This window comes from Pseudomonas sp. NPDC089406 (assembly GCF_044900265.1).
GTDB classification, from domain to species: Bacteria; Pseudomonadota; Gammaproteobacteria; order Pseudomonadales; family Pseudomonadaceae; genus Aquipseudomonas; species Aquipseudomonas fakonensis.
This window is the reverse complement of sequence record NZ_JBJDNC010000029.1, coordinates 14,963-30,783: the sequence shown is the minus strand read 5'-3', so window position 1 is coordinate 30,783 and position 15,821 is coordinate 14,963. Positions and strand designations below refer to the sequence as shown.

At 66.4% G+C, this 15,821-nt stretch carries 16 protein-coding genes; 5 read left to right on the top strand and 11 right to left on the bottom strand.

What is annotated here, in order from left to right:
* Nucleotides 1–2: 2 nt before the first annotated feature.
* Complete coding sequence (locus ACI2KK_RS19830; RefSeq protein ID WP_404670229.1) at nt 3–1,679, top strand: phosphoethanolamine transferase; 1,677 nt, start codon at nt 3–5, stop codon at nt 1,677–1,679.
* A gap of 137 nt (nt 1,680–1,816) precedes the next feature.
* On the opposite strand, the gene ACI2KK_RS19825 is transcribed toward ACI2KK_RS19830, so the two are convergent.
* From ACI2KK_RS19825 to ACI2KK_RS19810, 4 genes are read right to left on the bottom strand one after another with little or no spacing between them, the layout of a single operon-like run.
* The gene (locus ACI2KK_RS19825) at nt 1,817–2,926 is read right to left on the bottom strand and encodes an agmatine/peptidylarginine deiminase (RefSeq protein ID WP_404670228.1); all 1,110 of its coding nucleotides are present in this window, start codon (nt 2,924–2,926) and stop codon (nt 1,817–1,819) included.
* A 4-nt stretch (nt 2,927–2,930) separates the two neighbouring features.
* Nucleotides 2,931–4,025, bottom strand: coding sequence for an extracellular solute-binding protein (locus tag ACI2KK_RS19820; protein ID WP_404670227.1), 1,095 nt, complete (start codon nt 4,023–4,025; stop codon nt 2,931–2,933).
* A gap of 2 nt (nt 4,026–4,027) precedes the next feature.
* Complete coding sequence (gene aguB, locus ACI2KK_RS19815) at nt 4,028–4,924, bottom strand: N-carbamoylputrescine amidase (protein ID WP_404670226.1); 897 nt, start codon at nt 4,922–4,924, stop codon at nt 4,028–4,030.
* Nucleotides 4,921–5,976 (bottom strand): agmatine/peptidylarginine deiminase, encoded by a 1,056-nt coding sequence (locus ACI2KK_RS19810; RefSeq protein WP_404670225.1) that lies wholly within the window; start codon nt 5,974–5,976, stop codon nt 4,921–4,923. Before ACI2KK_RS19810 ends, aguB begins: the two co-directional genes overlap by 4 nt.
* A 134-nt stretch (nt 5,977–6,110) precedes the next feature.
* On the opposite strand from ACI2KK_RS19810, the gene ACI2KK_RS19805 reads away from it, so the two are divergent.
* Nucleotides 6,111–6,962: a LysR substrate-binding domain-containing protein gene (locus tag ACI2KK_RS19805; RefSeq protein WP_404670224.1), complete on the top strand. Its 852-nt coding sequence runs from the start codon at nt 6,111–6,113 to the stop codon at nt 6,960–6,962.
* A gap of 297 nt (nt 6,963–7,259) precedes the next feature.
* Here the strand turns inward: ACI2KK_RS19805 and ACI2KK_RS19800 are convergent, their stop codons facing one another.
* Nucleotides 7,260–8,324 carry a hypothetical protein gene (locus ACI2KK_RS19800; protein WP_404670223.1) on the bottom strand — a complete coding sequence of 355 codons (1,065 nt, stop codon included), beginning with the start codon at nt 8,322–8,324 and terminating at the stop codon, nt 7,260–7,262.
* 212 nt (nt 8,325–8,536) lie between these two features.
* Here ACI2KK_RS19800 and fabV point away from each other — a divergent pair, with 212 nt between their 5' ends.
* On the top strand, nt 8,537–9,748 hold the full coding sequence (gene fabV / locus ACI2KK_RS19795) for an enoyl-ACP reductase FabV (RefSeq protein ID WP_404670222.1): 1,212 nt from the start codon (nt 8,537–8,539) through the stop codon (nt 9,746–9,748).
* Between the two features lie 140 nt (nt 9,749–9,888).
* On the top strand, nt 9,889–10,785 hold the full coding sequence (locus tag ACI2KK_RS19790; protein ID WP_404670221.1) for an alpha/beta fold hydrolase: 897 nt from the start codon (nt 9,889–9,891) through the stop codon (nt 10,783–10,785).
* A gap of 303 nt (nt 10,786–11,088) precedes the next feature.
* Here ACI2KK_RS19790 and ACI2KK_RS19785 read toward each other — a convergent pair whose 3' ends face one another.
* From ACI2KK_RS19785 to ACI2KK_RS19765, 5 genes are all read right to left on the bottom strand, one after another.
* Nucleotides 11,089–11,430: a HopJ type III effector protein gene (locus ACI2KK_RS19785; protein WP_404670220.1), complete on the bottom strand. Its 342-nt coding sequence runs from the start codon at nt 11,428–11,430 to the stop codon at nt 11,089–11,091.
* The gene (locus ACI2KK_RS19780; protein ID WP_404670219.1) at nt 11,423–11,719 is read right to left on the bottom strand and encodes a DUF1244 domain-containing protein; all 297 of its coding nucleotides are present in this window, start codon (nt 11,717–11,719) and stop codon (nt 11,423–11,425) included. Before ACI2KK_RS19780 ends, ACI2KK_RS19785 begins: the two co-directional genes overlap by 8 nt.
* 9 nt (nt 11,720–11,728) lie before the next feature.
* Nucleotides 11,729–12,421, bottom strand: coding sequence for a dihydromonapterin reductase (gene folM / locus ACI2KK_RS19775; protein WP_369989746.1), 693 nt, complete (start codon nt 12,419–12,421; stop codon nt 11,729–11,731).
* A 46-nt stretch (nt 12,422–12,467) separates the two neighbouring features.
* A complete protein-coding gene (locus tag ACI2KK_RS19770) occupies nt 12,468–13,043 on the bottom strand; it encodes an antibiotic biosynthesis monooxygenase (protein WP_404670218.1) in 576 nt (191 codons plus the stop codon).
* Nucleotides 13,044–13,334: 291 nt separating this feature from the next.
* Nucleotides 13,335–13,952: a hypothetical protein gene (locus ACI2KK_RS19765; protein WP_404670217.1), complete on the bottom strand. Its 618-nt coding sequence runs from the start codon at nt 13,950–13,952 to the stop codon at nt 13,335–13,337.
* A gap of 204 nt (nt 13,953–14,156) precedes the next feature.
* Between ACI2KK_RS19765 and ACI2KK_RS19760 the strand changes: the two genes are divergently transcribed.
* Complete coding sequence (locus ACI2KK_RS19760) at nt 14,157–14,612, top strand: flavodoxin (protein ID WP_404670216.1); 456 nt, start codon at nt 14,157–14,159, stop codon at nt 14,610–14,612.
* 245 nt (nt 14,613–14,857) lie between these two features.
* Here the strand turns inward: ACI2KK_RS19760 and ACI2KK_RS19755 are convergent, their stop codons facing one another.
* Nucleotides 14,858–15,736 carry a LysR family transcriptional regulator gene (locus tag ACI2KK_RS19755; RefSeq protein WP_404670215.1) on the bottom strand — a complete coding sequence of 293 codons (879 nt, stop codon included), beginning with the start codon at nt 15,734–15,736 and terminating at the stop codon, nt 14,858–14,860.
* Between the last annotated feature and the right edge of the window lie 85 nt (nt 15,737–15,821).

Here is a 15,821-nt window from a genome sequence, read left to right as displayed (position 1 = left end):
CCATGCTGCTGTCCCTCACCCTGCGCCCGCGCCCCGAGCGCGGCGCGGCTTGGCTGCGCCTGTGCGCCCTGGCCAGCCTGAGCTGCCTGTTGCTGCTGGCCGATGACTTCATCCAGCAACTGTTTACCGGCAACAACCGCGCCGAGCTTGAAGCCGGCTGGGTCGCCGGGCTGTGGGCGTTTTGCCTGGCGTTGTGGCTGTGCAACCTGCGGGCGGTGGTGGTGGCGATCCTGCTGCTGTTCGCCGCCATGCAACTGCTGCAACTGGCCAATATCAGTTTCTTCGGCGAGCCGCTGAGCGCCATCGATATCCACAGCCTGCTGCGTGAGCCGGGCGAGGTGGGGCAGACCGCCCGGCACAGCCTGGGTGCGCACTGGACGGCGGGCCTGAGCGTAGTGCTGCCGTATGCGGTGTTGATTGCCCTGCACTGGTACTTGCCCGGGCGGGTGGCACTGCCGGCCAGCCGCTGGGCGTTGGTGCTGATTGCCGTGGTGCTGCTGGCCAAGCCCTACCGCGCCACCTACCGCAACCTCGACTCGTTCACCCCCGGCCCCACCCGCAGCGGCCTGCACAACAGCCTCAATGCGTTTTCGGCCTGGGCCGTGCGCCTGGCGTTCAGCCCGCAGCAGGCGCTGCCCGAGGCGCCGTTCGCGCCGTACCGGCTCAGCACCATCCCCAGCACTGCGCAGCATGTGTGGCTGGTGGTGGCCGACTCGCTGCGCAGCGAGCGCATGGGCGTATACGGCTACGCCCGGCAGACCACCCCACGCCTGCAGCAGTACCTGGCCAGCCACCCCAGCGCCCTGGTGCGCCCCGGCGTGTCGGCCGGGGTGGCCACCGACGTGAGCCTGCCTTACCTGCTCAACCCGATCCGCGAGCCGGGCCAGGACCACCTGCTGCGCGAGGGCCAGGTCAACCTGTTCCGCTTTGCCCGCCAGGCCGGCATGCGCACCCACTGGATCTCGTCCCAGGAGTCGCGCCTGCTGGCGCATTTGGGCAGCCGCCACCTGGATGTGTCGATTACCCGCGAGGACCACCCTTTGCGCTTTCTCAAGCGCCAGGACCACGCCCTGCTGGAGATCCTCGACCAGCAGCGCTTCGCGGCGCGCAACTTCGTGGTGCTCAACCTGCGCACCGCGCATTTGCCCTATGCGCAGAACTACACCCACCAACCGGGCCAGGTGCCCTGGCCGGACCGCGGCCCCGAGGGCCAGGCCAACGCCTACGACAACTCCATCCATTATCTGGATGGCCTGCTGGAAGAGGTGATCGCCCGTTTCGACCGCCTGGAGGGCGAGCGCTACCTGGTGATTACCGGTGACCATGGCCAGCGCCTGGGCGAGGACGGCAAGTGGGGCCACAACGACCTGGTGCCCGAGGTCAGTGACGTGCCGGTGATCGTGCTCAGCCGCGACGCGCCGGGCCCGGCCATGGACCTGCTGGCGGCGGAGCGTTGGGTGAGCCATTACGAGATCGGCAAGTGGCTGGCGGCGCGGCTGGGGACGCGCATCGACAACCCCAACCTGCGCAAGGACGAGCATTTTGTGCACGGCAAGCTGTTGTTCAGCGACAACTACATCCAGCCGGTGTGCGAGACCGCAGAAGGGTTGGTGCATCTGGCGCCGGTGCAGTTGAGTGCGTGGTTGGGCGAGGGGCGCCGGGCGGGGTGTGGGGGGTAAGGCTGTAGATTGTCGGGGGCCGCGTTGCGGCCCTTTCGCGACACAAGGCCGCTCCTACAGGGGGCGCGTGATGCTCGGCCTGACGCGTAACCTGTAGGAGCGGCCTTGTGTCGCGAAAGGGCTGCAAAGCAGCCCCCCTACACCGCCGGCCGCTGGTGGGTCACGCAATGAATCCCGCCGCCCCCGGCCGCGATGGCATCGATCTCCAGCTGCACCACCTCGCGCCCCGGGTACAGCTTTACCAGCAACGCCCGCGCCTTCTCATCGGCCTCGGCATCGCCAAACTGCGGCGCAATCACCGCGCCATTGATGACGAAGTAATTGATATACCCCGCCGCAAAGTCGTCGTTGCCCTGGCTGAACTTGCTGCGCCGCGGCTTGAGCGGTGGCGACAGCGTGTGCACCTGCAACTTGCGCCCGTCGGCATCGGTGGCGTTCTGCAGTATCTCCAGGTGCCGGCGGGTCACCGCGTGGTCATAGGAACGCGGGTCGTTGTCCAGGTTGGCCACCACAACGCCGGGGCCTGCGAAGCGCGCATAAAAGTCGACATGGGCATCGGTGATGTCCTGGCCCTTGATACCTGGCAACCAGATGATCTTGCGCAGGCCAAGGCGTGCCTTCAGCTCGGCCTCGACTTCGGCCTTGCTCCAGCCGGGGTTGCGGTTGCCGTTGACCCAGCAGCTCTCGGTCATGATCCCGGTGCCGTGGCCGTCCACCTCGATGCCGCCGCCTTCGCCCACCAGCTCGCTGCGCTGGTACTGCGCGCCGGCCAGGCGGGCCATGGTGGCGGCCAGCTTGGCGTCCTGGCGGTGGCGCTGCTTGTTGCCCCAGCCGTTGAAGTTGAAATCCACCGCACCCAGGGCGCCGTCGTCGTCCAGCACCAGGTTGGCGCCGATGTCGCGCATCCAGATATCGTCCAGCGCAGTTTCGACATAGGTGATGTTGTGGGCGCCGCAGGCATGTTCGGCAAGCTCGCGCTCGCTGGCGCGGCAGAACACGGTCACCGGCTGGTAGACGGCAATGGCCCGGGCAATGCGCCCGAGCGCGGCCTGTACATCGGCGGTGAAGTCTTCCCAGATGGCGTCCTGGGCGCCGAAAGCCAGGTACGCGCAGTGCTGTGGCTCGCCCTCGTCGGGCATGAACCAGCGCTCGCCAGCGCCAGCGCGGGCCATGCCCAGGGGCAGGCCGAGGCCGGCACCCACGCCGGCGGCCATGGACAGTTGCAAAAAGGTTCGACGGGTGGGCATGGGCTCAGTCCTGTGCAGTCTTGAAGCGGGTCCAGACGCGCATGCGCGCACGCATGTCGGCCTGGGGGATGTCCTGGCCTGTGATCAGCCGGGCATAACTGGCGGCATCGAGGTAGATGTCCGGGTTGTCACGCAGCCGCGCCTCGACCATCGGCCGCGCCTTGGCGCTGGCGGTGGGGTAGCCGGTGGCGTTGCTGATGGCGGCCATGTTTTCCGGGCGCATCACGAAGTTGATGAAACGATAGGCGTACTCGGGGTGCTTGGCGTCGGCGGGGATGGCCATGGTGTCCATCCACACCGTGGTGCCTTCGCGGGGCACGCGGTATTGCAGGTCGATGGCCTTGCCGGCAGCCTCGGCGCCGCGCTGGGCCTGGATCACGTCACCGCTGTAGCCCAACGACAGGCAGGTGTTGCCGTTGACCAGCTCGGTCACCGGTTGTGACTGCAACTTGCGCACGTAAGGGCGGATGCCCTTGAGCAGCGCGCTGGCGGCGGCCAGGTCGTCGGGCTTGGCGCTGCGCGGCTCGCGGCCCAGATAGTGCAGCACCACCGCCAGCACCTCGTCGGGCGAGTCGATCATCGAGATGCCGCAGTCGGCGAACCTGGCGGCAAGTTCCGGCTTGAACAGCAAGTCGAGGCTGTCCAGCGGCGCGTCGGGCAGGCGCTGGCGGATCTTTTGCACATCCATGGTCAGGCCGATGGTGCCCCAGGTGTAGGGCACGGTAGCCTTGCTGGCCTTGGGGTAACGCTCGTGCAAGGCGCGCAGGCCCGGCTCGATGTCGTCCAGTGCGGTCAGTTGCGTGCGGTCCAGCGGCTGCAGGCTGCCGGCGCGCATCAGCCGCTCGGCCACGGTGTCACCAGGGAACACCAGGTCGTAGCCGCTGCGCCCGGACATCAGCTTGGCTTCGAGCACCTCGCTGCCATCCATCACGTCGTAGATCACCGGGATGCCGGTTTCGGCGGTAAAGCGCTTGAGGGTGTCCTCGGCAAAGTAGTCGGCCCAGTTGTACAGGCGCAGCGGCTCCTGTTCGGCCTGGGCGAGGCCTGTGCAGGCCAGCAGGGCGCCCAGGGCAAGCGAATGCAATGAACGGCGTGGCATGCTCAGGCCCTCGCAGCAGGTTGGGTACGGCCGTCCAGGGTCAGCAACGGTGCGTACAGGTCGGGGCGGCGGTCGCGGTAGATGCCCCAGCTCAGGCGGTCTTCGCGCATCTGCGCAAGGTCCAGGTCGTGCAGCCAGACGCCGCTGCTGCTGCGGTCGGCCTCGGCCAGCAGCGCGCCCTTGTGGTCGCTGATGAACGACGAGCCGTAAAAGCGCATCGACACTTGCCCGTCGCTGCGGGCCACTTCTTCACCGACACGGTTGGCGGCCACCACCGGCAGCAGGTTGGCGGCGGCGTGGCCGCGCATCGCCATCTGCCAGTGGTCGCGCGAGTCCAGCCCGGCGGCGCCGGGCTCGCTGCCGATGGCAGTGGGGAACAACAGCACCTCGGCGCCCATCAGCGCCAGGCAGCGTGCGGTCTCGGGGAACCACTGGTCCCAGCAGATGCCGATGCCCAGGCGGCCGAAGGCGGTGTCCCACACCTTGAAACCGGTGTCGCCGGGGCTGAAGTACTCCTTCTCCTGGTAGCCGATGGCGTTGGGGATATGGCTCTTGCGGTACACCCCCAACAGCTGGCCGTCGGCGTCGGCCACGCTCAGCGAGTTGAAAAAGGCGTTGCCGGCCCGTTCGTACCAGCTCAGCGGCAGCACCACGCCGAGCTCTTTGGCCAGGGCTGCGAAGCGGCGCAGCAGCGGGCTGTGGTGGTAATCCTCGGCCAGCGCCTGGTGGCTGTGGCACTGCTCGATGCAGAAGTACGGGGTGGCGAACAGTTCCTGCAGCAGGATCACCTGGGCGCCCTGGCTGGCCGCCTGGCGCACCAGCTGTTCGGCGCGTTCGAGGTTGGCCGCCAGGTCCCAGCTGCAGGCCATCTGCGTGGTGGCGATGCGCAGCATGCTCATGGCCGCGCCCCTTGCAGCGGCCAGGCCGGCTGCTGCTGGGTGATGCAGTGGATGCCGCCACCGCCGTGGGCGATATGGTCGATGCGCACCGGCACGATCTCGCGGCCGGGGAAGGCCAGGGCCAGCTGGCGCGCGGCGGCCTGGTCGGCGTCGATGCCGTAGGCCGGCATGATCACCGCGCCGTTGGCCAGGTAGAAGTTGGTGTACGAGGCGCAGAACACCTCGGCTTCAGTGTCGACTGCGGCCGTGGCTTCGTACAGGTCGAGCAGTTCGAACCTGCGGCCCTGGGCGTCGCTGGCCAGTTCCAGTGCGCGGCGGTTCTCCCGGGCCACTTCGGCGTACACCGAGCCCTGGTCGTGGGTGGCGTCCACCAGCAGCACGCCGGGGCGGGCGAAGGCACACACGCCATCGACGTGGCCATCGGTCATGTCGCCGGTGACGTACTGCGGGTCGCCCGGCAGCCAGATGGTCTTGCGGATGCCCAGCAGGCGGGCGAAGCAGTCTTCGAACTCGGCCTTGCTGATGCCGGGGTTGCGGTTGGGGTTAAGCAGCACCGACTCGGTGGTGATCAGCGTGCCTTCGCCGTCCACGTGGATGGCCCCGCCTTCGTTGCACAGCGGCGTGCTCAGGCCTTCTAGGCCAAGCTCGTCGAGGATGCGCCGGGCCAGGCTGCGGTCCTTGGCGTGTTCGGACTTGCCACCCCAGGCATTGAAGCGCCAGCTCAGGCCCGCCACGCCCAACTGCGGGTGGGTGAGGAAGGTTGGCCCGCTGTCGCGGCACCAGCTGTCATCGACGGCCAGTTCCACCAGCTCGATGCCGGCGCCGCACAGGGTGCGGGCGCTTTGCACGGCACTGGGGTCGACCACCATCTTCACCGGCTCAAAGCGGGCGATGGCGCTGGCCACCCGGGCGTAGTCGCGCTGCACCTCGGCCAGGCTCACGCCCCAGCCCGACTCCCACAACGCTTGGTTGTGCGGCCAGATCATCCAGGTGGCGGCGTGGCGGGCCCATTCGGCAGGCATGCGCCAGCCGCTGTAGTGGGACAGGTCCATAGAGAACTCCGATCTATTAGGGATTTTTATCAACGAAGCCCGCCGTCGCGGGTGTTGATGCCCATGTTATGGCTGGCTGCAGGGCGCGACAAACGATAGATTTAGCGGATTTTTGATTAGTCAGGTTTATCAGCATGCTCAAGCATTGGCCCCCGCTAAACGCCCTGCGCGGCTTCGAAGCCGCCGCCCGCCTGGGCAGCTTCCACAAGGCTGCCGAGGCCCTGAACCTCACCCAGTCGGCCATCAGCCAGCAAATCCGCAGCCTGGAAAGCTACCTGGAACAACCACTGTTCCACCGCAGCGGGCGCAGCGTCAGCCTCACCGATGCCGGCCACGACCTGCTCAGCACCACCCAGAGCCTGCTGCAGCAGTTGGCGGTGGGCATCCGCCGGCTCGATCAGTACCGCAAGCCCAACCAGTTGGTGGTCAACACCACGCCGGCCTTCGCCCGCCACTGGCTGCTGCCGCGCCTGGCCGATTTTCACCAGCGCTGCCCAGAGGTCGACCTGTGGCTGTTCACCAGCTTCGAGGTGCCGGACATGGCCAGCGAAACCATCGACCTGGCGATCCGCGACGACATCGGCGCCCAGGCCGAATGCAGCTTCAGCGTGCTGCACCAGGACCAGCTGTACCCGGCCTGCCACCCGGCGCTGCCCCTTGAAGGGCGCACCACGCTGCACGGCGAGCGGGAGATGGACTGGAGCCATTGGCAGGTGGAGGGCGGCGAACCGGTTGGCCAGCAGGGCAAGGGCCTGAATTTCTCTGACCCGGGGCTGCTGCTGGATGCGGCGGGGGAGGGGTTGGGCATTGCCCTGGTCAGCCAGTTGCTGGCGCGCCGGCTGGTTGGCGAAGGGCGTTTGCAGGCGCTGTCGGCCCAGCGCGTGCGCGGCCCGGCCTGGAGTTGCCTGGTGCACCGCGACAGCCAGGCTGACCCGCTGGCGCAGGGGTTTCTGGCGTGGTTGAAGGAGGCGTTGGCGGGCGGGTAGCGGCCTCATCGCCGGCAAGCCGGCTCTCGTGGACCAAACTACAACTCATTGATTTAACGAGGTCTCTGTGGGAAGCGGCCTTGTGTCGCGATGGGCTGCGCAGCAGCCCCGGCAATTTTGCATGAGGCCGAGACCTTGGGGCCGCTTCGCGCCCCATCGCGACACAAGGCCGCTTCCCACAGGGGCGCGGTATATCTGCGAGACCAGTTCTCTGCGTGGCAGCGCAGCCCAAAGAGGCTGGGTAATCTCCTACAGGGAGAGCACGGGCCAGGCCCGTGCCATCCATCGCGGCTACTGTCAGAACTTCACCGCACTGTAAGCAAACTCATCCGGCCCGCTGGCCTGGCTGTCGGCACTGCTGCCTACCTGCATACGGTCATCGTCATGCACGATCAGCAAGGTCGAGGCGTCCAGCACTTCCAGCCCCTCCGGCTTGTTGCCAAAACGCAGCGGCGCGCCCATGCCATCGACGAACAGTTCGGGGGTGACCGGCTTGCGTGCCAGCAGCGGCTGTATCGGGATCGACCACAGGTAACCGCCGATGGAGGTTTCATCCTCGAAGCTGGTCAGGGCCAGCAGGGCGTCGTGGTTGAAACGGTCATACTCGATCGAGGACAGCCCCAGCGGCTTGCCTTCGCCGGGCACTTGCGGGGTGAATTCGAACAACAGCTCGAAATCGCCTTGCAGGCGCAGCATGTCCTTATCGATGCTGAACGGCGCCGCCAGGATCTTGAACACGTCGCTGGCGCTTTGGTAATCCTGCCCCTGCTTGCGGATACCCAGCAGCAGACGGTTGCCCGGTGCCACCGACAGCCCCTCGACCTGGAAGAACGGCGCCCCCACAGCCCTGGCGATCTGCTCGCGCAGGGCGCGCGAGCTGGTGATGCCCTGGCGGGTCGAGGGGGCCACCACCCGGGCGTTTTCCGGCTGGTTGGCCGGCCAGTAGAGCAGGGTGCTGTAGGCATCGGAACTGGCATCGCGCTCGTCGCCCACCCGGTTGAACCCGGTGCTGGCGATCACATGCAGCCCGTCGAGGGTCAGGGTCATGGCTTCGAGCTTGCGGCTCTGGTCGATGGCCGGGCTTTTGAGATAGGTCGGCGACCCCTCGCCGATGCGGTCCTTCTCCAGCGGCAGGCTGAACAGCGTCGAGCCGCCGGGGATCGGCTTGTCGTTGGCGAGGATCAGGCGATCGCCAACCCGCACCATGGCCGATACCTCGCAAACGGTGGTGTCGCTGGCTTGCGCAGGCTTCAGGCAGTGCGCGGTACCGTATTCCACCGCGTTGGCCAGGCGCGTGGGGTGGGCCAGGGCATTGTGGCTTGCGAGTATCAGGCTGGCGGCCAGCAGGGTGGTGCGAATCATCGGGCGTCTCCTTGCAGGGTGGTTGCGCAGCGTGCGCAGTCACAGCCAGGCAAGCGAGAGGGCAGTGATTCCGGGTGGGGCGGTTTTGCATCCCCGGCCTCACCCCGTAATATGTGTCGGATTACGTTCGGGGGTAGTCTCACCCTCCAGATCAAACGCAAACGCCCTCTATTCGGGCGCTTGCTCAGCCTAAACCTGACGAGGTACAGACATTGGCCATCATTCATCCCAAGGTTCGCGGTTTCATCTGCACCACGACTCACCCCAAGGGCTGCGAGCTCAACGTCCGTGACCAGATCGAAGCCACCCGCAAGCTGGGCGTGCGCGAGGATGGTCCGAAGAAAGTCCTGGTGATCGGTGCCTCCAGCGGCTACGGCCTGGCAGCGCGCATCACCGCAGCGTTCGGCTTCAAGGCCGATACCCTGGGCGTGTTCTTCGAAAAGCCGGGCAGCGAGACCAAGGCCGGCACCGCCGGCTGGTACAACTCGGCGGCCTTCGACAAGTTCGCCAAGGCCGAAGGCCTGTACAGCAAGTCGATCAACGGTGACGCCTTCTCCGACGAAGCCCGCGCCAAGGTCATCGAGCTGATCAAGAACGAAATGGGCGGCAAGGTCGACCTGGTCATCTACTCGCTGGCCTCGCCGGTGCGCAAGCTGCCGCAGACCGGTGAAGTGATCCGTTCGGCGCTCAAGCCGATCGGCCAGCCGTACAAGTCGACCGCCATCGACACCAACAAGGACACCATCATCGAGGCCAGCATCGAGCCGGCCACCGAGCAGGAAATCGCCGACACCGTCACCGTCATGGGTGGCCAGGACTGGCAGCTGTGGATCGACGCCCTGGCTGGCGCCGACGTGCTGGCCGAAGGTGCGCGCACCGTGGCCTTCAGCTACATCGGCACCGAAATCACCTGGCCGATCTACTGGCACGGCGCCCTGGGCCAGGCCAAGCAGGACCTGGACGAAACCGCCCTGCGCCTTGACAAGAAGCTGGCCGGTGAAGTGAAAGGCGGCGCCAACGTGGCGGTGCTCAAGTCGGTGGTCACCCAGGCCAGCTCGGCCATCCCGGTGATGCCGTTGTACCTGTCGATGGTGTTCAAGATCATGCAGGAGAAGGGCGTCCACGAAGGCACCCAGGACCAGCTCGACCGCATGTTCCGCGAGCGCATGTACCGCGCCGACGGCGCCCCGGCCGAAGTGGACGAGAAAGCCCGCCTGCGCCTGGACGACTGGGAACTGCGCGACGACGTACAGGACGCCTGCAAGGCCATGTGGCCGCAGGTGACCACCGAGAACCTGTTCGAGCTGACCGACTACGCCGGTTACAAGAAGCAGTTCCTCAACCTGTTCGGCTTCGAGCGCGCTGACGTCAACTACGACGAAGACGTGGCCACCGACGTGAAGTTCGACTGCATCGAGCTGTAATCGCCGTTGCAACCATCGCGGGGCAAGCCCGCTCCCACGCCCGCTCTTCGGGCTGCGTGGGAGCGGGCTTGCCCCGCGATTGCGTTGGTGCAGGCAACCATTTTTTGTAAGCTTGGCGCACAACCTCAAAGAGCCGCGCCATGAGCAGCCCCACCCCCTTCAGCCACACCGCCGCCGACGGCTACCGCCTCGCCGGTTTTCGCTGGCGCCATGACGCCGCCGATTCCCAGCGCCCGCTGGTGATCATCAATGCTGCCACTTCGGTGCGCTGCCGTTACTACTCCCGCTTTGCCGACTACCTGTTCGCCCAGGGCTTCGACGTGCTCACCTACGACTACCGTGGCATCGGCGAATCGCGCCCGGCGTCCTTGCGCGGCTTCCAGGCCTCGTGGAGCGACTGGGGGCGGCTGGACTTCGAAGCCATGTTGCAACTGGCCGCTGCCGAGCACCCCGGCCAGCCGGTGCATGTGGTCGGCCACAGCTTCGGCGGCTGGGCCCTGGGCCTGGCGCCGTCGGCGGCGCAGGTGCGCCATGCGGTGCTGGTGGGCGCGCAGTTCGCCTACTGGCGCGACTACGCCGCCGGGCAGCGCTGGCGGCTGTACGGCAAGTGGCATGTGCTGATGCCGCTGCTGACCCGGTTGTTCGGTTATTTCCCCGGCAAGCGCCTGGGCTGGCTGGAGGACACGCCGGCGGGCGTGGTGCATGACTGGAGCACGCCCACGGCGCGCTACGAGCACCGCCCCAGCGGGCGTTCACTGCAAACGCTGCCGTTCTCCCACGTGCGTGCGGCAACGCTGGCGGTGAGCCTGACCGACGACCCGTTCGGCACCGTGGCGGCCACCGAGCGCCTGCTGGCTTACCTGCACGCTGGCGAACGCCGCCACCTGCGGGTGGCGCCTGGGGATATTGCGGTGGGTGAGATTGGCCACTTCGCGTTCTTTCACGAGCGCTTTCGCCACAGCCTGTGGCCGATTGCGCTGGGCTGGCTGCAGGCCGGGCAGTTAGCCGACCCGGTGCCGGGCAGGGTCATCAGCTGAGTGCTCATTCCCTGTAGGAGATCACCCAGCCCTTCGGGCTGCGCTGTCGCACAGATAACTGCGGCCGCAAGCGCGCCCGCGACACCTGTGGGAGCGGCTTTAGCCGCGAAGCAGGCGCCGCGCTAGATGGCACCGGCTTCGCCGGTGTTCGCGGCTAAAGCCGCTCCCACAGGGATTGCATGAGCTTCTGTAGGAGCTGGCTTGCCAGCGATGAGGCCGCAACAGGCAGCACAAGACAGTTGCTCCCACAGAGTCTTCGTTAAATCAACGAGTTGTGATTTGTTCCATAGGAGCCGGCGTACGTCAGCCCTTGCGGGTCAATGGCTGGGCGGCGAACTTGACGCCCGCCAGCCCGTGCTTGATCAGCGCACGGATGTTGCCATGGTCGCTGCCCTCGGGGGTGGCGACCACGCTGCGGTAGTGCTCGCCGAAGGCCAGCAGCGCTTCCTGGTCGCTCAAACCTTCGAGCAGGGCCAGGCCCAGGGTCTTGCACGAGCCTTCGTTCTGCCCGGCGGCGTTGTGCACCTCACCGTTGTCGAAAGCTTGTTGCTGGTAGCTGTAGTGCTCGGCAATGAACGCCAGGGTGTCGGCAAACAGGTGTTCGCCGCTGGCCAGGCTGCTGCGCAGGGTGTTCAGATCAGTCACGGGGTTTTCCTTGTTCGAACGCCGCCTGTTGCTCGGCGCTGGCTTCTTTCTGGTATTGGGCTTTCCACTCGGCGTAGGGCATGCCGTACACCGCTTCGCGGGCGTCATCCAGGGTCAGCTCGACCTGGCGCTCGTCGGCGGCAGCCTTGTACCACTTGGACAGGCAGTTGCGGCAAAAGCCGGAGAGGTTCATCAGGTCGATGTTCTGCACGTCGGTACGCTTTTGCAGGTGGTCGACCAGGCGCCGGAACGCGGCGGCTTCGAGTTCGAGTTGTTGTTGCGCAGTCATGGGTGGGCCTCAGGTCATGCGGTTCTTCAAGTGGCGGCCACCGTTGATGACCACCTGGCTGCCGGTGCTGTACTGGCTTTGCAGCAAGAACAGCACGGCGTCGATCAGCGGTCGGGCGCCGGGTTCGAATTCCAGCAGGGCTTTTTTCAAGGTCTGCTGGCGGTACTGCTCGTCGCCGTCTTCCTTGAGGATCAGCAGGCCGGGCAGGATACCGTTGACGCGCACGCTCGGCGCGTACTTTTCGGCGAACGACAGCACCATGTTCTGCAGCGCCGCCTTGGTGGCGGCGTAGCCGATGTGGCTCTTGCTGCCGCGCGAGGAGGTTTCGTCGCAGATGTGGATGATGTCGGCCTTCTCCACCTTGCCCAGCAAGCCGCCAAGGGCGAGGTTGAGGTGGTAGGGCGCCTCGACGTGCAGGCGGAACATGGTCTCGAGGTTGTCGAGGTTGTCGTCCAGCCACAGCGAGGCGTTGTGGATCACCGCGCGCAGGCCGTCGTAGTGGCTGTGCAGGTGGTCGATCAGTGCCTGGCGCTCGGCGGCCACGGTCAGGTCGGCCTGGAACTGCTGGATGTTCGGATGGGCCGCTTGCGAATGGATCTGGCGGCTGGCGCTGACCACCGTATGGCCGGCCTGCGCCAGTTCCAGCGCCAGGGCCAGCCCGACGCGCTGGCTGGCTCCGGTGATGAGGATGGGGCTGTTCATGTTCGGGGCGGTCTGTGGTTTTTGCGGATGCCCCAGCATACCCGAACTAGGTAGCCTTGCGAGCCTCGGCGGCGCTGCCCGTGCCGGCCTTGGGCGTGGCGTTGAGCCAGCCGGCCAGAAGGCGGGTGGACAGCGGGATGAACAGGTACACCATCAGCGGCGTCAGAGCCAGGGTGCTCAGCAGCACGCGGGGCAGCAGGTCGAGGTAGCCCAGCCAGTGGCCGAACAGCGCGTTGAACAACAGCGACACCGGGAAGAACGCCAGCCAGATGGCCGTGGCCTGCTTCCAGCGTGGCGGCTTTTGCACCGTATGGGTGCCGAACCAGTCATCGATGCCACTCACGCGCGCCTCGACGGGGCGTTCGAACAGGCCGTCGCCACGTTGCAACCAGGCCCGGCGCGAGGCCGAATGTTCCCAGGCGTGCATGGTCTGCGCGTTGGTGAAGCGGAAGATGATCTGGAATTCGTCGCTTTCGGCGGGTGGGGCGAGGATGCCCGAGCCGAGGTAGCCGGTGAAGTCGGTGGCCAGCTGCTCGCCTTCGTGCAGCCAGGCCAGCAGGTCCTGGTAGCGGCCGTGGGCGGCGCGGCGCGACACCATCAAGGTGACGGGGTGGGTAGACATCGTGTATCTCCTGGCGGCGGGGCTGGCGGGTAGCCGGCCCCTATGGCGTGCGGCCCGGGGTGGTGGGCGGCGCAGGCTTGCTTGCAAGAATCGGGCGCGGATTATCGCTGAAAAGCGGTTACAGGCAAGGGGAGGTTTGCGTGGGGGCGGGCTTGCCCCGCGATTTGATGCCGGCGGCTGTGCGCTGACCCCCTGTAGGAGCCGGCTTGCCGGCGATAGGGCCCTCGAAGGATGGCACCGGCTGCGCCGGTGATCGCCGGCAAGCCGGCTCCTACAGGGATTTGGATGCGGTCAGACCGCAACCTGCGCATGCAGCTCAGGGTGCGCCTGGCGATGCGCTTGCAGAATGTACTCGCGCAGCCGCTCGATCTCTTCGGCGGGGCTGCGGGTCAGGTCGTAGGCGGCCAGGTCCGGGCCGATGCGCCGTTGCAGCACGCCGCTCAGGCCGATGGCCGGGATGCCTTCGGGGGCAAAATGCAGGTCGAAGTGCGTCGGCGCTTCGGGCAGGCCGCGGATTTCCAGCAGCACGCCCTTGAACGAAATATCGCGCACCCACAGCTGGCTGGGTTGGTGGTGGTCGTCCAGCAGCGGGGCCGGCTGATCCAACGAGAGGCGCCAGGGCCGCAGCATCGGGCCGTCTTCGTAGATGTCCGGTGCGCCCAGTTGCAGGTGCATGGAATGGAATTCGTCTTCGACCAGTTGCAGCGGAAAGCTGATCTGCTGGTTGTTGAAGTTCGCCTGCAAGGTTACCTGCTCGTTGGCCACCAGGCGGGTGAGCAAGTCCTTCAGCCGACGGTCGCCATTGACCAGCAGGCTCGACATGGGGTCGGCCAGGTTCAGCTGGGGGATGTGCTGCATGTCCTGGATGAAGTCCAGCTCGTCCTGGGAGAGGAGGGCGTCTGCTTGCATGGTCGAACTCGGTGGCGATCGAAAATGGCGATTGCTTCACGGCGATTGACCGCGGCGAATGCGCTTGGTTCAGGTCATTGGTCGGATCGGGCGACGGGCTGTCGCAAACAGCTGCCAGGCTTGTGACTTTTGGCGCAGGCGGCCTTTTGCCACTGTTGGGTGCTAGTATCCTACGTTTTCACTCAGTTTCGGAACGCTTACCCGATGAAAGTCGCCATTATTTCCGGCTCCGTATATGGCACCGCCGAAGAAGTTGCCCGCCACGCCGAGTCGCTGCTCAAGGCCGCCGGCTTCGAAGCCTGGCACGCCGCCCGCGCCACCCTGCAGGACCTCGAAGGCTTCGCCCCGCAGGCGCTGCTGGCAGTGACCTCGACCACCGGCATGGGCGAGCTGCCCGACAGCCTGATGCCGCTGTACAGCAGCATTCGCGACACCCTGCCGGCAGCCTGGCGCGGCCTGCCGGGTGCGGTGATCGGCCTAGGCGATTCGAGCTATGGCGACACGTATTGCGGCGGTGGCGAGCAACTGCGCGAGCTGTTCGCCGAGCTGGGCGTGAACGAGGTGCTGCCGATGCTACGCCTGGACGCCAGCGAAACCGTCACCCCCGAAACCGATGCCGAGCCTTGGTTGGCCGAGTTTGCGCAAGCCCTGAAGGGCTGATTTTGCCTGCTCTGGCCCTATCGCCGGCAAGCCGGCTCCTACAGGTACGGCGCTGGCGTGAAGTTTATGCAGTCCCTGTGGGAGCGGCTTTAGCCGCGAAGCAGGCGCCGCGGTAGATGGCACCGGCTTCGCCGGTGTTCGCGGCTAAAGCCGCTCCCACAGAATCTTCGTTAAATCAACGAGTTGTGATTTGTTCCATAGGAGCCGGCTTGCCGGCGATAGGGCCGGTACAGCAGACCCGCCCTTCAACCCCGCTCACGCAACAACGCCAACCACGCCTGCGCCGCCCGCGACAGGTACGCCCCGCGCCGCCAGATGAACGCAATGTCCCAGCGCAGGTAATCCGGCGCGCGCAACGGCAGCCGCACCACCCCCGGCCGCTCCAGCGCCCGCGCGACAATGGCCGGCAGCAGCACCACCCCTTGCCCGGCGGCCACCAGCGCCGCCAAAAAGTCCGCCTGCCCGCTGCGCCCGCCTTCTTTGGGGGTAAAGCCTTCCTGCTGGCAGGCGCTGAGCAACCGGTCATTGAGCACGAAGCTGCGCTGGTACAGCAGAAACGGCGTCTCGGCCAACTGCGCCAGCGCCACCTCGGTCAACCCGGCCAACGGGTGATCGGCCGGCAGCAGGGCATCCAGCGGCTCGTTGCAAAACGGCTGGTAGTCGAACGCCGGGTCGCTCGGCGTCAGGCTGCCGCCCAGCTCCAACTCGCCACTGTTGACCGCCTGCTCGACCATGCGGCTGCCACCTTCGAGCAACTGAATGTGGATGTTCGGGTAGCGCCGCCGGTACTCGGCGAACAACCCGGCAAACAGCGCATCGCTGCCCAGCAGCGGCAAGCCCAGGCGCAGCTCGCCACGGGCCATCTGGCCCAGGTCGTCGAGCTCGTTCAGCAGCTCCTGGCGCTGACGCAGCAGCACCTCGCCACGCTCCAGCACGATGCGCCCGGCGGCGGTCAGGTGCAGTTGCGAGCCGTGGCGCTCGAGCAGCGGCTGGCCGATGCTCTGTTCCAGCTGGGCGACCTGCTTGCTGACCGCCGACTGGCTGATGTGCAAGGTGCCGGCGGCCTGGGTGAAGCCGCCCTTGTGCACCACTTCGATAAAGCTGCGCAGTTGTTTGAAGTCCATGCCTTGAATTCCATATTGGAATGGCCGCAAGTCTAACAATTCGCTTCTGGCGTGGCTGGCTGACTTTTACAATGGCCATGTTGTC

What these genes read in the sequence shown, in the direction of transcription:
- ACI2KK_RS19790 (WP_404670221.1), top strand. Translation starts at nt 9,889, where the DNA reads ATGAGCAGCCCCACCCCCTTCAGCCACACCGCCGCCGACGGCTACCGC.
- ACI2KK_RS19770 (WP_404670218.1), bottom strand. Translation starts at nt 13,043, where the DNA reads ATGTCTACCCACCCCGTCACCTTGATGGTGTCGCGCCGCGCCGCCCAC.
- ACI2KK_RS19810 (WP_404670225.1), bottom strand. Translation starts at nt 5,976, where the DNA reads ATGGACCTGTCCCACTACAGCGGCTGGCGCATGCCTGCCGAATGGGCC.
- ACI2KK_RS19820 (WP_404670227.1), bottom strand. Translation starts at nt 4,025, where the DNA reads ATGCCACGCCGTTCATTGCATTCGCTTGCCCTGGGCGCCCTGCTGGCC.
- folM (WP_369989746.1), bottom strand. Translation starts at nt 12,421, where the DNA reads ATGAACAGCCCCATCCTCATCACCGGAGCCAGCCAGCGCGTCGGGCTG.
- ACI2KK_RS19800 (WP_404670223.1), bottom strand. Translation starts at nt 8,324, where the DNA reads ATGATTCGCACCACCCTGCTGGCCGCCAGCCTGATACTCGCAAGCCAC.
- ACI2KK_RS19765 (WP_404670217.1), bottom strand. Translation starts at nt 13,952, where the DNA reads ATGCAAGCAGACGCCCTCCTCTCCCAGGACGAGCTGGACTTCATCCAG.
- ACI2KK_RS19760 (WP_404670216.1), top strand. Translation starts at nt 14,157, where the DNA reads ATGAAAGTCGCCATTATTTCCGGCTCCGTATATGGCACCGCCGAAGAA.
- ACI2KK_RS19805 (WP_404670224.1), top strand. Translation starts at nt 6,111, where the DNA reads ATGCTCAAGCATTGGCCCCCGCTAAACGCCCTGCGCGGCTTCGAAGCC.
- ACI2KK_RS19825 (WP_404670228.1), bottom strand. Translation starts at nt 2,926, where the DNA reads ATGCCCACCCGTCGAACCTTTTTGCAACTGTCCATGGCCGCCGGCGTG.
- ACI2KK_RS19755 (WP_404670215.1), bottom strand. Translation starts at nt 15,736, where the DNA reads ATGGACTTCAAACAACTGCGCAGCTTTATCGAAGTGGTGCACAAGGGC.
- ACI2KK_RS19830 (WP_404670229.1), top strand. Translation starts at nt 3, where the DNA reads ATGCTGCTGTCCCTCACCCTGCGCCCGCGCCCCGAGCGCGGCGCGGCT.
- ACI2KK_RS19780 (WP_404670219.1), bottom strand. Translation starts at nt 11,719, where the DNA reads ATGACTGCGCAACAACAACTCGAACTCGAAGCCGCCGCGTTCCGGCGC.
- aguB (WP_404670226.1), bottom strand. Translation starts at nt 4,924, where the DNA reads ATGAGCATGCTGCGCATCGCCACCACGCAGATGGCCTGCAGCTGGGAC.